11 protein-coding genes are annotated in these 14,754 nt (G+C 67.0%); 3 read left to right on the top strand and 8 right to left on the bottom strand.

Annotated elements, in window-relative coordinates; genetic code table 11:
- Positions 1-3 precede the first annotated feature (3 nt).
- The 3 genes from ABIB54_RS13375 (at position 4) to hrpA (ending at position 5,853) form a co-directional block, all read left to right on the top strand.
- A complete protein-coding gene (locus tag ABIB54_RS13375; RefSeq protein WP_354576015.1) occupies positions 4-747 on the top strand; it encodes an SDR family NAD(P)-dependent oxidoreductase in 744 nt (247 codons plus the stop codon).
- On the top strand, positions 744-1,940 hold the full coding sequence (locus ABIB54_RS13370) for an acyl-CoA dehydrogenase family protein (RefSeq protein ID WP_354576014.1): 1,197 nt from the start codon (positions 744-746) through the stop codon (positions 1,938-1,940). Before ABIB54_RS13375 ends, ABIB54_RS13370 begins: the two co-directional genes overlap by 4 nt.
- Before the next feature lie 103 nt (positions 1,941-2,043).
- On the top strand, positions 2,044-5,853 hold the full coding sequence (gene hrpA, locus ABIB54_RS13365) for an ATP-dependent RNA helicase HrpA (RefSeq protein WP_354576013.1): 3,810 nt from the start codon (positions 2,044-2,046) through the stop codon (positions 5,851-5,853).
- 4 nt (positions 5,854-5,857) lie between these two features.
- Here the strand turns inward: hrpA and ABIB54_RS13360 are convergent, their stop codons facing one another.
- The 8 genes from ABIB54_RS13360 to ABIB54_RS13325 all read right to left on the bottom strand — a co-directional run bounded on the left by ABIB54_RS13360 (position 5,858) and on the right by ABIB54_RS13325 (position 14,712).
- Positions 5,858-6,949, bottom strand: coding sequence for an ABC transporter ATP-binding protein (locus ABIB54_RS13360; RefSeq protein ID WP_354576012.1), 1,092 nt, complete (start codon positions 6,947-6,949; stop codon positions 5,858-5,860).
- Positions 6,946-8,490 carry an ABC transporter permease gene (locus ABIB54_RS13355; protein WP_354576011.1) on the bottom strand — a complete coding sequence of 515 codons (1,545 nt, stop codon included), beginning with the start codon at positions 8,488-8,490 and terminating at the stop codon, positions 6,946-6,948. Before ABIB54_RS13355 ends, ABIB54_RS13360 begins: the two co-directional genes overlap by 4 nt.
- A 24-nt stretch (positions 8,491-8,514) precedes the next feature.
- The gene (locus tag ABIB54_RS13350) at positions 8,515-9,561 is read right to left on the bottom strand and encodes an iron ABC transporter substrate-binding protein (RefSeq protein WP_354576010.1); all 1,047 of its coding nucleotides are present in this window, start codon (positions 9,559-9,561) and stop codon (positions 8,515-8,517) included.
- Positions 9,562-9,630: 69 nt separating this feature from the next.
- Positions 9,631-11,208: a long-chain-fatty-acid--CoA ligase gene (locus ABIB54_RS13345; RefSeq protein WP_354576009.1), complete on the bottom strand. Its 1,578-nt coding sequence runs from the start codon at positions 11,206-11,208 to the stop codon at positions 9,631-9,633.
- Between the two features lie 152 nt (positions 11,209-11,360).
- The gene (locus tag ABIB54_RS13340; RefSeq protein WP_354576069.1) at positions 11,361-12,113 is read right to left on the bottom strand and encodes an amino acid ABC transporter ATP-binding protein; all 753 of its coding nucleotides are present in this window, start codon (positions 12,111-12,113) and stop codon (positions 11,361-11,363) included.
- A gap of 17 nt (positions 12,114-12,130) precedes the next feature.
- Complete coding sequence (locus ABIB54_RS13335; RefSeq protein ID WP_502917132.1) at positions 12,131-13,132, bottom strand: amino acid ABC transporter permease; 1,002 nt, start codon at positions 13,130-13,132, stop codon at positions 12,131-12,133.
- Positions 13,133-13,135: 3 nt separating this feature from the next.
- Complete coding sequence (locus ABIB54_RS13330; RefSeq protein ID WP_354576008.1) at positions 13,136-14,023, bottom strand: ABC transporter substrate-binding protein; 888 nt, start codon at positions 14,021-14,023, stop codon at positions 13,136-13,138.
- Positions 14,024-14,289: 266 nt separating this feature from the next.
- Positions 14,290-14,712: a GNAT family N-acetyltransferase gene (locus tag ABIB54_RS13325; RefSeq protein WP_354576007.1), complete on the bottom strand. Its 423-nt coding sequence runs from the start codon at positions 14,710-14,712 to the stop codon at positions 14,290-14,292.
- Positions 14,713-14,754: the final 42 nt, after the last annotated feature.

The raw sequence follows: 14,754 nt of genomic DNA, 5'->3' as shown, positions 1-14,754 counted from the left end.
AGCATGAACATCACCGACACCGTGGCCGTCGTCACGGGAGGGGCCTCCGGCCTCGGGCTGGCCACCGCCCGCGAGCTCGCCTCGGCCGGCGCTCGCGTGGTCATCCTCGATCTGACCGCACCCGCCGAGTCGCTGGAGGGCACGACCTTCGTCGCCGCCGACGTGACGAGCGAAGCGGAGGTCGCGGCCGCGGTGACGACGGCAACGGGGCTCGGCACCCTGCGCATCCTCGTCAACTGCGCCGGCATCGCGCCCGCGAACCGTGTGGTCGGCCGGGAGGGGCCCCTCTCCCTCGATGTGTTCGAGCGCGCCATCCGGATCAATCTGATCGGCACCTTCAACGTGCTGCGCCTGGCCGCCGCGGCCATGCAGCAGAACGAACCGATCGACGGGGAGCGCGGGGTCATCATCAACACGGCCTCCGTTGCTGCCTTCGACGGGCAGATCGGCCAGGCCGCCTACTCGGCCTCCAAGGGTGCTGTCGCGGCCATGACGCTGCCGATCGCGCGTGAGTTCGCCGCGCACCTCATCCGCGTGATGACCATCGCGCCCGGGGTCTTCGAGACCCCGATGATGGCGGCAATGAGCGAGGAGACGAAACTCTCGCTCGGCAGCCAGGTGCCCCATCCCGCACGACTCGGACGGCCGCACGAATATGCCGCGCTCGTGAGGCACATCGTGGAGAACCCCTACCTCAACGGGGAGACGATCCGCCTCGACGGCGCGATCCGGATGACGCCGCGATGAGTCTGCAGTCCGACACCACCCTCGCGGACGCCCGCCGCCCCCGACCTTCCGACGACTTCCTCGACTACCGCGGCCTGCTCACGACCGCGGAGCAACGCCGCCTCGCCGACGCCACCGCGACCTTCGACCGGGAGGTGCGCCCGGTCATCGGTTCCCACTGGGATGCCGCGACCTTCCCCTTCGAGCTGCTGCCGACCCTCGCCGGTCTCGACCTCATCGGCATCCCCGACGCGGGAGGCAGCCATCTGCTGCGGGGATTCCTCCATCTCGAACTCTCGCGGGTCGACATGTCGATCTCCACCTTTCTCGGGGTGCACTCCGAACTCGTCACCGCCGCGATCGACCGGCTCGGCTCGGACGAGCAGCGCGAGCGGCTGCTCCCGGGCCTGCACGACCTGTCCCGCATCGGCGCCTTCGCCCTCACGGAACCAGACCACGGATCGGACATCTCCCGCTCGATGAGGACGACAGCCACCCGGCGCGGGGACACCTGGAGCATCTCCGGTGCCAAACGCTGGATCGGTAACGGCACGATGGCTGACCACATCATCCTCTGGGCCCGTGACACGGCCGACGGGGAGATCAAGGCCTTCATCGTGGACCGTGACACTCCCGGCCTTCGCACCGAGAAGATCGATAACAAGATCTCGCTTCGCATCGTGCAGAACGCGGATATCCTGCTCGACGATGTGCGCGTCGACGAGTCTGCCCGACTGCCCGGTGCAAGTTCGTTCCGCGACGCGAGCGCGCTGCTCACCGACTCCCGGGTGTGGGTGGCCTGGCAGACCGTCGGCCTGCAGTTCGCCGCCTACGATCACGCGCTCGCCTACGCGCTCGAACGCCGCCAGTTCGGCAAGCCGATCGCGTCGTTCCAACTCGTGCAGGAGAAGCTCGTACGCATCCTCGAGAACACCACGGCCTCGCTCGGCACGATGTTTCGCATCGCACAGCTGCAGCAGAACGGCACCCTTCGCTCCGAGCACGCGGCGATGGCCAAGGCCTCCGGCAGCGCACGGATGCGGGAGTCGGTCGCCATGGCCCGTGGCATCCTCGGGGGCAATGGCATCTCGACCGACTTCGGCATGGCCCGCATCTTCGCGGATGCCGAAGCGGTCTACAGCTACGAGGGAAGCTACGAGATCAACACCCTGTTGGTCGGGCGGGCGATCACGGGGATCTCCGCATTCGAGTAGCGCGAGCCTTCGAATAGCGCGAACCTTCGGGCAGCGCGAGCCTTCTCCTGTCTCGCCTGCCGGGAGGAGACGGCGAAGGTGCAGTCGGTAGAATTGGACACCCATGACCGACGCGACCACCGACAACGCGACCCCGCAGTACGTGATCTCGTATCCGGAGGATCTGCCGGTCAGCCAGCGCCGCGATGACATCGCGGCCGCCCTCCGCAGCCACCAGGTGGTGATCATCGCCGGCGAGACCGGCTCGGGAAAGACCACCCAGCTGCCGAAGATCCTGCTCGAACTCGGTAAGACGAGCATCGGCCACACCCAGCCGAGGCGCATCGCCGCGCGCACGATCGCCGAGCGCATCTCCGACGAACTCGGGACGCCTCTCGGCGGGCTCGTCGGCTACCAGGTGCGATTCACCGACACCGTTGGTCCCGACACCCGCATCAAACTGATGACCGACGGCATCCTGCTCAACGAGATCCACCGCGACCGGCTCCTCCGCAAGTACGACGCGATCATCATCGATGAGGCCCACGAGCGCAGCCTCACCATCGACTTCCTGCTCGGCTACCTCAAACAGCTGATGCCGCGGCGTCCCGACCTCAGCATCATCGTGACCTCCGCGACCATCGACCCCGAGAGCTTCTCCCGTCACTTCGCGGATGCCGCGGGCGTCGGCGCACCGATAGTCGAGGTGAGTGGACGAACCTTCCCCGTCGAGGTGCGGTACCGACCACTCGTGGCCGAGGCCTCGCTGGAGGAGGACGACGACGACGCGGAGGCGGAGGCGGACCTCGATCCCCTCGAGGGGATCAATGCCGCGCTCGACGAACTGGCCCGCGAATCGAACGGCGATGTGCTGGTCTTCCTCAGCGGCGAGAACGAGATCCGGGACGCCGAGGAGGCGATCGGCGGCCGGAACCTGCCGTTCACCGAGGTGCTTCCGCTCTACGGCCGGCTGAGTTCTGCCGAGCAACACCGGGTGTTCGAGACCGGGCGAGCCCCCGGCATCCGTCGTCGCATCGTGCTGGCGACCAACGTGGCGGAGACCAGCCTCACCGTGCCGGGCATCACCTACGTCATCGACGCGGGCACGGCCCGCATCTCGCGGTACAGCGTCCGATCGAAGGTGCAGAGACTGCCGATCGAGGCGATCAGCCAGGCGAGCGCGAACCAGCGCTCGGGTCGAAGCGGCCGCACGAGCGACGGCATCGCCATCCGCCTGTATTCGGAGCAGGACTTCATGCGCCGACCGGAATATACCGAGCCGGAGATCCTGCGCACGAACCTCGCCGCCGTCATCCTGCAGATGATCTCGCTCGGACTCGGCGACATCGCCAGGTTCCCCTTCCTCCAGCCGCCGGATTCGCGCGGCATCAAGGACGGTCTGGACCTTCTGCGGGAGCTCGGAGCCGTTGAGGCCGGAAGCGGAGACGATCCCCGCATCACCCGCATCGGAAAGCAGCTCACGCAACTGCCGATCGATCCGCGACTCGCCCGCATGGTGGTGGAGTCCAAACAGCACGGGGTGACCCGCGAGGTGATGGCGATCGTCGCCGGTCTCAGCATCCAGGACCCCCGGGAACGACCGCTCGAGAAGCGAGCACAGGCCGACCAGTCCCATGCGCGCTTCGTGGATCCGACGAGCGACTTCCTCACGCTGCTCAATCTCTGGAATCACCTGCGCGAGAGGGAGAGGGAACTCAGCGGCAACCAGTTCCGGCGGCTCTGCCGCAGCGAATACCTCAACTACCTTCGGGTGCGCGAGTGGAAGGATGTCTTCCGCCAGCTCGAGCGGATGGCGAAGCCGCTCGGGCTCGTGGTCGGTGGCCCGTCTGCCAACCCCAACGGCATCCACCGCTCGCTGCTTGCCGGCCTGCTGAGCCAACTGGGCATCCGGGATGTGGCGAAGAAGGACTACATCGGCGCGAGGCAGGTGCGGTTCAGCGTGTTTCCCGGCTCGGCGCTCGCGAAGAAGCAGCCCGCCGAGTTGATGAGCGCCGAGCTCGTGGAGACGAGTCGGCTGTTCGCTCGCACGAATGCGGCCATCGACCTCTCCTGGGCGGAGCCCATCGCCGGAGATCTCGTGAAGCGCAGTTACAGCGAGCCGCACTGGGAGAGGAAACAGGGATCCGCCGTGGCTTGGGAGCGGGTCACCCTCTATGGTGTGCCGATCGTGGCCCGGCGGCGGGCGCAGTTCGCGAAGGTCGATCCGGCCTACGCGCGCGAGTTGTTCATCCGCCACGCCCTCGTCGACGGCGATTGGGACCTCGACCGGGTGGACAAGCGGGTGAGCGCCTTCGATCGCGCCAACCGCGCCCTGCGCACCGAACTCGCCGAGCTCGAGGAACGCACGCGACGCCGGGACCTGCTCTTCGATGACGAAGCGGTGTTCGACTTCTACCAGCGTCGCATCCCGAGCGAGATCACCAGCCAGCGGCTGTTCGAGACGTGGTGGCGCACGGCGCGCCGCGAGACTCCCGACCTGCTGACGATGACGGCCGAGAACCTCATCGACGAGGATGAGGCCGCTCCCGTGGCCGAGCTCGTGGAGACCTCCTACCCGAAGACGTGGAGCCAGGGCGACCAGCAGCTGTCGCTCGGCTACCGCTTCGAGCCGGGAAGCGACGACGACGGGGTCACCGTGCAGGTGCCGATCGCCCTTCTGGCGCGGCTCGATCCGGAGGGCTTCGACTGGCAGGTGCCCGGTTTTCGGGAGGAGCTCGTCACGGCGCTGCTCAAATCGTTGCCGAAGGCGATCCGTCGCAATGTCGTGCCGGCGAACGACTGGGCACGGCGGCTGCTCGCCGAGCTCCCCGAGGTGAGCGATGGACGCTCACTGCGGGCAGCCCTCGCGACCACGATCACCCGGCTCACCTATGTGCCGGTCGCCACGACCGACTTCGATGAGTCACGCATCCCCTCCCACCTGCGCATGAGCTTCGCGGTCATCGACGAGCGCTCGCGCACCGTCGCCACGGGTACCGACCTGCGCGCCCTCCAGGAGCAGCTCAAGTCCACGGTGCGGGAGAGTGTGGCGCGGGCATCCGTCACACCCCGAAGCAACCTCGAACGCGCGGGGCTCACCGGGTGGGATTTCGACGAGCTGCCGCGCACCCTCGACACCAAGCAGGGTGGCAACACGATCCGGGCCTACCCTGCCCTCGTCGACGAGGGCTCCAGCGTGGCCATCCGCCTCATGACGACGCCGCTCGACCAGTCGAGGGAGCAACGACGCGGGGTGCGGCGGATGCTGCTTCTCGCCATCCCCTCCCCCGTGTCCTACGTGCAGGATCACCTCACCCAGACCGAGAAGCTCATGCTCGCCCAGAGCCCCTACCGGACGACGGCCGAGCTTTTCGCGGATTGCATGGCGGTCTGCATCGACGCCGTGATCGCCGACCGCGAGATCTGGACCCGCAAGGAATTCGAGGCGGTGCGGGACGAGATCTCGGCCACGATCATGGAGGCGCTGTTCCAGACCGTCTCGCTGCTCACGAAGGTGCTCGCCGGGGCCAGGGATGCCGAGAAAGCGATCAAGGCGGCCTCGAACATCGCCATGCTCAGCCCGCTCGCGGATGCCCGTGAACAGCTGTCAGCCCTGGTCTATCCCGGTTTCGCCTCGGAGACCGGCCTCGTGCAACTGCGGCGGCTGCCGGTGTACCTCGCGGCCATCGTGCATCGCATCGGCAAGCTCGGAGACAACCTGGGGCGTGACCGGGTGTGGATGACGGAGGTGCAGACCGCGACGGCGCGCTACGAACTCGCCGGCGGCCGTCTGCCCCTCGCGCCGGACTCTGCAGCTCCCCTGGTGCGCGCCCGATGGTTGCTCGAGGAGCTGCGCCTCAGCCTCTTCGCCCAGCACCTCGGCACGTCAGAGCCGGTCTCGCTCCAGCGCATCGTGCGGGCGCTCTCGGACTGAGGTCTCAGCTGGCGGCGAACACGACGGCGTCGCCGAGCGCGCGGACCACGACCTGGTCGCCCCGGCGATGGGCGGATGCTCCGGTCACCGGGATCTCGATCGAGCCCGTTCCGGCCAGCTCGAGTGTCAGCAGCTGGGATGCTCCCTGGAATTCGACCGCGACCACCCGGGCGACGCAGCCCGCGGCATCCGCTCCCGGCAGCAGCGGGCCGACCACAAGCTGCTCCGGCCGGAAGAGGGCCGTGCAGGCTCCGACGAGCGAGCTCGACTGCGCGACGAGTCCGAGCGCGCAATGCACCCGACCACCGGAGGCCTCGGCGTCGAAGACCACGGCGTCCCCGAGGAAGCGCGCGGTGGCGAGATCCGCGGGGGTCGAGTAGACCGCGACGGGTGTGCCAACCTGGGCGAGACGCCCGTCGCGCAGCACGGCGACCTGATCGCCGAAGGTCAGCGCCTCCTCGCGATCGTGGGTCACCAACACCGTCGTGACTCCGGCCGCGCTCAGCGCTGCCGCGACCAGTTCGCGGGTCGCCGCCCGTAGTCCGGTGTCGAGGGCGGAGAACGGCTCGTCGAGCAGCATGATTCCCGGTTTTCGCGCCATCGCGCGGGCGAGGGCGACCCGCTGCTGCTGCCCTCCCGAGAGCTCATCAGGGCGACGCGAGGAAAGGGAGGGATCGAGGGAGACCAGCTCGAGCAGCTCGGCCACGATCGCCGTTCGATCCCCGCGCTCGTGGCGATCCAACCCGAAGGAGACGTTCTGGCCGACCGTGAGGTGGGGGAACAGTGCGCCGTCCTGGGCGACATGCCCGATTCCGCGGCGGTGGGCCGGTACGGCGACCCCCGGCCCGGCGACGATGTCTGACCCGATTCGGATGGTGCCGGCATCCGGGAAGTCGAAGCCGCTCAGCAGCCGCAGCAGGGTGGTCTTGCCCGACCCGGAGGAGCCGACGATCACGGTCTTCGACCCCGCCGGCACATCGAGGTCGATGGACTCGAGCACCGGGGTCGCGCCATAGCGCTTGCCGATTCCGCGAATGTCGATGGCACTGCTCTCGATGGCGCCGCTCTCACGCGAAGGCGAGGATGAATCGCTCACAGGCTGTTCACCACCATTCGGTCTGATCGGGATCTCGCGAAGAGCAGGTAGGTGACCGGCAACGAGAGCAGGATCATGAGACTGGCATACGGCGCCGCCCCCACATAATCGATGTCGTTGACCCGGGACCAGAACTGGATCGCGAGGGTGCGCGTGCCGTTCGGCGCGAGGAGAAGGGTCGAGGTCAGCTCCGTGACGATCCCGAGGAAGACCAGCGCCGACCCGGCAAGCGCCGAGGGCATCACGAACCGCAGCGTGACGGTGAAGAAGGCGAGCAGCGGCGGGCGACCGAGCGAACGGGCGGCCTCCTCGAGCCCCGGAGGCACCTGGGCCAGTCCGGAGCGGAGGTTCACGATCGCCCGCGGCAGGAACATCAGGAGGTAGACCACGATCACCAGCGCGGCGGTCTGGTAGAGGGCGGGCACCAGGCGGATGGCCACCGTCACGAAGGCGAGGGCGGTCACGAGCCCGGGGAGCGAGCTGGTGACGTAGTTGATCGACTCGAGGATGCGCGCCACGCGACTGGGGAAACGCACCGCGAGAAGCGCGATCGGAAAGGCGAGCAGGCACGTGGCCACAGCGCCGACGAGCCCGTAGCCGATCGTCTGGCCCAGAGCGGTGAGCAGGTAACGATCGGTCCACGCGGCGAGCCCACCGGAGACCAGCCACCGTCCGACACTCGCGAAGGGAACGGCGACGGAGAGAGCGACGAGAAGCCCCAGGAAGAGATAGGCGGCCGGTGCCCACCCGCCGAGAGCCGATCGCTCGGCCGGGCGCGCCGATCCGGAGCCGATGCGGGCGTAGCGCGCTCCGCCGCGTGCACCGGACTCCCCCATCAGGAGCACGAGGCAGCACAACACGAGCACGCCGGCAAGGGCGTTCGCCGCCGGCCCGTTGAAGGTGGAGCGGAACTGGTCGACGATCGCGGTGGTGAACGTGTCGAAGCGGATCAGGGCGAAGGCCCCGTACTCCGACAGCAGATGGAGCCCGATGATGAGCGAGCCTCCCAGGATGGGCAGTCGCAGTTGCGGAAGCACCACGCGGAAGAAGACCCCGATCGGCGCGACGCCGAGAGAGCGGGCTGATTCCTCGACGGCCGGGTCGAGGCGCCGGAGGGCCGCGACGGTCGGGAGGTAGACGAGGGGGAAGTAGGAGAGGCCAGCCACGAGCACCCCGGACCACAGCCCGTTGAGCGATGGCACGGCGCTCACCCAGCCGTAGCTGTTGACGAAGGCGGGGATGGCGAGGGGAACCACGAGCAGGATGGCGAAGGCTCGTGAGCCGGCGAGTCTGGTGCGCTCCACCAGCCACGCGGCGGCCACACCCACCAGAGCGCAGAGCGGCACCGTGACGACAACGAGTCCCGCGGTGTTGGCGAGGAGTTCGCCCACCCGCGCCCGGAAGATGAGCGCGGAGAGCGTCGGACCGCCGGTGAGGATGGCGGTGACCGCGACGTAGCCGAGCGGCACCAGGCCCAACAGCGAAACCCCGGCGGCCATAGCGATGATGGCACCGGGGGTGCGCTGTCGAAGTCGAGTCACCGGCCGAGTCTATTCAGGGCAGCTTCAGAGAAGCCCGGCCGCGGTCATGAGATCGGTGACCTTGCGGCTGTCGAGTTTCGAGGGGTCGAGCACGGGGGCGTCCAAGTCGACGAGCGGCACGAGCGCCGTGTTCGCCGCGACATCACTGGCGACCGGGTACTCGAATGAGCTTCCGGTCTGCAGGATGGTCTGGCCGGTCTTTCCGGTGATGAACTTCAGGAAGGCCTGGGCCGCCACCGGATTCTTCGCCGTCTTCAGCACTCCCCCGCCGGAGGTGCTCACGAAGGCGCCGGGATCCGAGTTCTTGAAGTAGTGGAGCTTGGTGTTGTCGCTGTTCTCCCCGGTGCCGGACTGGTCGCCGAACCAGTAGTAGTGGTAGATGACTCCGGCCGGGATCTCCCCCGCATTGACCGCCTTCATCACGGCACTGTTGCCCTTGTACGCGGTGGCGTTCACCTTCATCGAAGCGAGCCAGGCGGATGTCGCCTTCTCCCCCTTCAACGCCAGGAGCGCGCTCACGATGGCCTGGAAGTCCGCGCCCGATGGCGAGGCGGCCCAGCGCCCCTTCCACTTCGCCTCGGCGAGGTCGAGCAGGGATGCGGGCAGTTGGCTCTCGGAGAGCATCGACGGGTTGTAGACGAAGACCGTGCTGCGCGCGGCGATTCCGGTCCAGTGCCCCGAGGAGGGGCGGTACGCCTCCGGCACCTGCGCGAGAGTCGCGGCATCCACGGGCGCGAAGAGCTTCGCATTGTCGACGAGGCTCATCGCCGGGGAGTTCTCGGTGAGGAACACGTCGGCGGGAGAGGCGTTGCCCTCCTGCACCAGCTGGTTGCCGAGCTCGGAATCGTCACCGTTGCGCAAGGTCACGGTGACGCCGGTCTGCTTCGTGAACTCGTCAGCCCAGGCCTGCGTGAGCTCTTCGTGCTGCGCGTTGTAGACCGTGATGGTCCCGCTGGGCTTCGCGCCCGGGGTGGAACCGGTGGAGGGTGTCGCCGTCGAGCATCCGGCGAGGGTGATCGCGGCCACGAGGGCGAGCGCAGCGACGCCGACCCATTTCGGGGTGGTGATCATGGGGGGAGGCTCCTCTAAGTCGAAACCGGTTCCGTCCGCAGAACCTTTAGGTAAGCCTACCCTAAGCGATCACGGCTGAGTGGTGACCGCCACTTCGACCTCGGCCTCGTAGATGGCCACCAGTTCCCGCTTGAGCACCTTGCCGCTCGGCCCGAGGGGCAGGGTCTCCACGATCTCCACGCGGCGGGGGTACTTGTAGGCGGCCAGCTTCTCCTTCGCGTACTCCGCGAGGACCGCGGTGTCGACATCCGCCCCGGGCGCCAGCACCACTGCCGCCATGATCTCCTGGCCGTGCACCTCGTGGGCCACGCCGAAGACCGCGGCACTCGAGACCGCGGGATGGGCCACCAGCACCTCTTCGACCTCCCGCGGATAGACGTTGTATCCGTTCCGAAGAATCATGTCTTTCTTGCGGTCGACGATCCAGAGATAGCCGTCTGCGTCCTTGGTGCCCAGGTCGCCGGTGCGGAACCACCCGTCCACGATGGCCTTCGCCGACTCCTCTGGCAGGTTGAGGTAGCCCTTCATGAGGTTGTGCCCACGGATCACGATCTCGCCGAGTTCATCGATCGGAAGCAGTTCGATCGACTCTTCCACCTCTGCCCGCGCGATCTCCACATCCACTCCCCAGATCGGGGTACCGATGCTTCCGGCGCGCGGCGTGCGCCCCACATGATTGAAGCTCGCGACGGGTGAGGTCTCGGTGAGTCCATAGCCCTCGTAGATCTCCACCCCGAACTCGGCCCGGAATCGCTCGATCACGGCGAGCGGGAGCGAGGCTCCCCCGGAGACCGCATAGCGCAGCTTCGGGCGCTCGGTGGTCTTCTTCGCGGCCTCGAGAAGCGCGATGTACATGGTGGGAACGCCCATCATGATGGTGCATCCCGAGTCGATCAGCAGTCGAAGGGCGGAGTCTCCATCGAACTTCGGCAGCAGAACGATCTTCGCCCCGGCACGAAGTCCGGTGTTGAGCGTGCAGGTCTGGCCGAAGGTGTGGAAGAGGGGAAGGCCACCGAACACCGTGTCATCCGCGGTCATGTCGAAGGTGGTCAGCAACAGGGTGTTGGTCTGTTCGACGAGCGCGAAATGGCTGCCCATCGCGCCCTTCGGCTTTCCCGTCGTGCCGCTGGTGTAGAGGATCGTCGCCGTGTCCGATGGTTGGCGAGGGCTGTAGGTGCGGATCGGTTCCGCCTCCGCGGCGAGCTTCTCCAACTGCAGGATGCCCTCTACCGGATCGGGGGCGAGCACCGACAACACCGGGATCCCGGCCTGCGCCGCACCCTTCGCTCCCTGCCCGAGCAACGGCGCTGCGCAGATGAGCATGGTCGCTCCGGAATCGCGGAGCACGTATTCGATCTCGTCCGCCTTGAGGAGGGCGTGGATCGGCACGACGATGCCGCCGATGCTGAGGATCGCGAAGTAGGCGCGGGCGAAGTCTGCGACATTCGGAATCAGGATGGCGACCGCGGCTCCCTCGGTCACCCCCTGGCCGAGCAGGGCTCCGGCGTACGAACGGGTCTCTGTCCACAGCTCACCGTAGGTGAGCTCTTGGCCGCCGACGACGAGCGCGACATGGTCGGGGGTTCGATCGGCGGATTCCTTGAGGATCGCGGCGACGGAGAGGGTGGAGTAGCTCGGGTCGGTCATGGTGTTCCTGTCATCCTCGACTGGGCGCGCTCGCCTGCGAGCGCTCTCACGCACGCTACGCCTGTGGATGCGAAAACATCAACTTTGCCGGCCCTGCACAGCAAATCCGCAGCACCCGGGTCGCGCAGCCGATCCGAACGCCAGGAGCCGCGTCAGAGCACCTTGGAGAGGAAGGCCTTCGTGCGGGCGTGCTGGGGGTTGGAGAGCACCTCGCGGGGATCACCGGACTCCACCACCACGCCACCGTCCATGAAGACCAACGAGTCGGCCACCTCGCGTGCGAATCCCATCTCGTGGGTCACCACGATCATCGTCATGCCCTCCTGCGCGAGATCCTTCATCACCTCGAGCACCTCGCCCACGAGTTCGGGGTCGAGAGCCGACGTCGGCTCATCGAAGAGCATGAGCTTCGGATCCATCGCCAACGCGCGCGCGATCGCCACGCGCTGCTGCTGCCCGCCGCTCAAGTGGGCGGGGTAACTGTCCGCCTTGTCGGCCAGGCCGACGCGCGCGAGCAACACCTTCGCGCGCGCCACTGCAGCAGCCCGTTCAACGCGTTTCACCCGCATCGGCGCCTCGATGATGTTCTCGAGCGCGGTCATGTGGGGGAAGAGATTGAAGCGCTGGAATACCATCCCGATGTCGCGACGCTGCAGGGCAGCCTCTGCGGGCTTCAACTCGTGGAGTTTGTCACCCTTTTCCCGGTATCCGATGAGGTCCCCATCGACCCGGAGGCGGCCCGCATCCACCTGTTCGAGATGATTGATGCACCGCAGGAAGGTGGATTTGCCCGATCCGCTCGGCCCTACGAGGCACATCACCTCTCCACGCCCGACGGTGAGCGAGATGCTTTTCAGCACATGGTTCGAACCGAAGCTCTTGGAAACGCGATCGGCCTCGACCATGGGGGTTTCGGTGATGCTCACAGGTGCGCCTTTCCGTCGGGAGGAATCGTCGGATCGCTCGGCGCACCCGAGTCCGCCACGGTGATCGCACCGGTTTCGATCGAGGCCTCGGTGGTCGCCGGCCGCGCATCGCCGATGCCCCGCGCGAACCGCTTCTCGAGGAAGTACTGCCCCACCATCAGCACAGAGGTGACCGCGAGGTACCAGGTCGAGGCGACCAGCAGCAGGGGGATGGGGGTGAAGGTCTCGATGGAGATGTCCCGCGACCGCGCGAACAGATCGAAACTGAAAGGCACGGCCACCACCAGTGAGGTCGTCTTCAGCATCGAGATCACCTCGTTGCCGGTGGGAGGGATGATCACTCGCATCGACTGCGGGATGACGACCCGCCACATGGTCTGCGTCCAGCTCATCCCGAGGGCGACCGCCGCCTCCTCCTGGCCGGCATCGACCGAGAGGATTCCGGCGCGCACGATCTCGGCGAGGTACGCCGCCTCGTTCAGGGCGAGCCCGATGATGGCCAGTTCGAACACATTGAGAGCCTGCCCGGTGGGCAGGGTCAGCACCGGGGGCAGGAATGGCAGCCCGATGGACAACGTGGGGTAGATCACCGACAAAAGTCCCCAGAAGACGAGCTGCACGTAGACCGGGGTGCCACGGAAGACCCAGAGGTAGGCCCAGGCGATGCTCTTGAACACGGGATTCGTCGAGAGTCGCATCACCGCGAGCAGAAGGCCGAGCACCACCGCGATGAGCATCGAATAGACAGTGAGCTCGACGGTCACGAGCGCCGCCTGCGAGATCCGCTGGTCGAACAGGTACTTCGCGTAGATATCCCACTGGAACGGCTTGCGAAGGGCGGCGTCCCAGAGGAACGCCGCCAACCCCACGAGGATGATCACCGCGATGAGATTGCGCCACGGATGACGCAGTCTCACCACCGTGATCACAGCCGAGACGGACGGATCGTCCGCTGATCTTCCGCCACCCGTCGCGGCGCGATCAGGGAATGCGGACACGACCTAGCCGTTCGCCGCAGCGTTGATCGTGATGGACTTGAGAGCGCCGTCCTGCACGCCCCACTTCTCGAGGATCTTCGTGTAGGTGCCGTCATCCACTATCGCCTGGAAGGCCTTCTGCAGAGCGACACCGAGCTTCGATCCCTTGTCGACTGCCACGCCGTAGGGCGCGACCTCGAAGGTCTTACCGGCGGCCTCCAGCTTTCCGCCGGATTTCGCCACCGCGTAGTCGGTGATCGGCGAGTCGGCGCTCATCGCGTCGGCCTGTCCGAGCACCACAGCGTTCGTCGCCTGGTCCTGGCCGTCGAACTTGAGGATCTGGATGGCGGCCTTGCCGGCGTCGGTGCAGGTCTTCGACTTGGCCGGGAGCTCGTCCTGCTCTTCGGTGGTGCCGGTCTCGACGGCGACCTTCAGGCCGCACGCGTTGTCGGGATCGACGGTCTTGCCCTTCGGTGAGGCCCAGAGGATACCGGCGGAGTAGTAGTTGACGAAGTCGACCTGCTTCTCCCGGTCGACCGTGTCGGTGAACGACGAGAGGCCGACGTCGAACTTCTTGCCCGTGATGTTCGGGATGATCGTGTCGAATCCGGCGATGTTGTAGACCGGCTTCACTCCGAGCCTGGCCGAGACCGCGTCGAAGAGGTCGATGTCCCACCCGATCGCCTTACCGTTGGCGTCCTTGTATTCGTTCGGTGCGTAGGTGGCGTCGACGCCGACCTGGACCGTTCCGGAGGAGGCGATGGCGGCGGGCAGAAGAGCGGCCAGGGTGGCGTCCTTGGTGCCGGTGTCGACCTTGCCCGAGGGGGCCGTCACCGTCGTGTTGTTCACGCAACCGCTCAGGGCGAGTGTCGCCGCCAGTGCAACGAGGGGGATTCCATACCTGAGACGCATCCTGCTGTCCATTTCTCAATAGGGGGATTCGGGCGTTTGGGAAGAGTATTCCACCGCGCGCGACCGCGACTTCGCGGCCCGCGAAATCGGAGCCTACACCCCGTCAGCGCCACCCGAGCGCAGGTTGTCCTGCGTCGTTCGAGGGTACTGCCATCGACGTGATCGCCGAACGGGATGGATCGGAAGATCCGCGAGGAATGTTCGGTCATTCGAGCCACGGCGAGCGCCGCCGAGCGGGCTCGAATGAGCAGCGAGCCTGGGCGCTGCTACAGCACCTTTTCGTAGCACAGCGCGTTGGGCATCGATTCGAACGGCGGATACGGCGGGGTGACCGAGTAGCCGAGGGCCTCGTACAGCCCGATTGCCGCGCCCTGGAGATTGCCGGTCTGCAGAACCAGCCGGGTCGATCCGAGCTCCCGCCCCACGGATTCGAGCGTCGTCATGAGGCCGCGCGAAACGCCCCTACCGCGATGAGAGTGCCGCACGAAGACCTTCTTGATCTCGAGCACACCGAGATCGCCCGCCCGCGATCCGTGGGGACGCAATCCCGCATGCCCCACGGCAGTCTCTCCATCGAGCACGAGGAGGGTCGCGACGATGGTCTCCGGCTCCACCGCGAACGCGGCGGAGAGAGACCGCGCGATCTCCGGAGGATAGTGGTCCATCGTCGAGCCGTAGAGAGCGGTCATCTCCTCTTCCATGATGTCCCGCAGGGCAGAAGCGCGCGGGTC

The organism is Frigoribacterium sp. UYMn621 (assembly GCF_040549525.1).
Taxonomy (GTDB): domain Bacteria; phylum Actinomycetota; class Actinomycetes; order Actinomycetales; family Microbacteriaceae; genus Lacisediminihabitans.
Note: the sequence above shows the minus strand (reverse complement) of the source record. Positions and strands in the feature narration are given on the sequence as shown.

Coding starts and splice junctions, on each gene's coding strand:
- ABIB54_RS13325 (WP_354576007.1), bottom strand. CDS start 14,712: ATGACCGCTCTCTACGGCTCGACGATGGACCACTATCCTCCGGAGATC.
- ABIB54_RS13350 (WP_354576010.1), bottom strand. CDS start 9,561: ATGATCACCACCCCGAAATGGGTCGGCGTCGCTGCGCTCGCCCTCGTG.
- ABIB54_RS13340 (WP_354576069.1), bottom strand. CDS start 12,113: ATGGTCGAGGCCGATCGCGTTTCCAAGAGCTTCGGTTCGAACCATGTG.
- ABIB54_RS13345 (WP_354576009.1), bottom strand. CDS start 11,208: ATGACCGACCCGAGCTACTCCACCCTCTCCGTCGCCGCGATCCTCAAG.
- hrpA (WP_354576013.1), top strand. CDS start 2,044: ATGACCGACGCGACCACCGACAACGCGACCCCGCAGTACGTGATCTCG.
- ABIB54_RS13375 (WP_354576015.1), top strand. CDS start 4: ATGAACATCACCGACACCGTGGCCGTCGTCACGGGAGGGGCCTCCGGC.
- ABIB54_RS13370 (WP_354576014.1), top strand. CDS start 744: ATGAGTCTGCAGTCCGACACCACCCTCGCGGACGCCCGCCGCCCCCGA.
- ABIB54_RS13330 (WP_354576008.1), bottom strand. CDS start 14,023: ATGCGTCTCAGGTATGGAATCCCCCTCGTTGCACTGGCGGCGACACTC.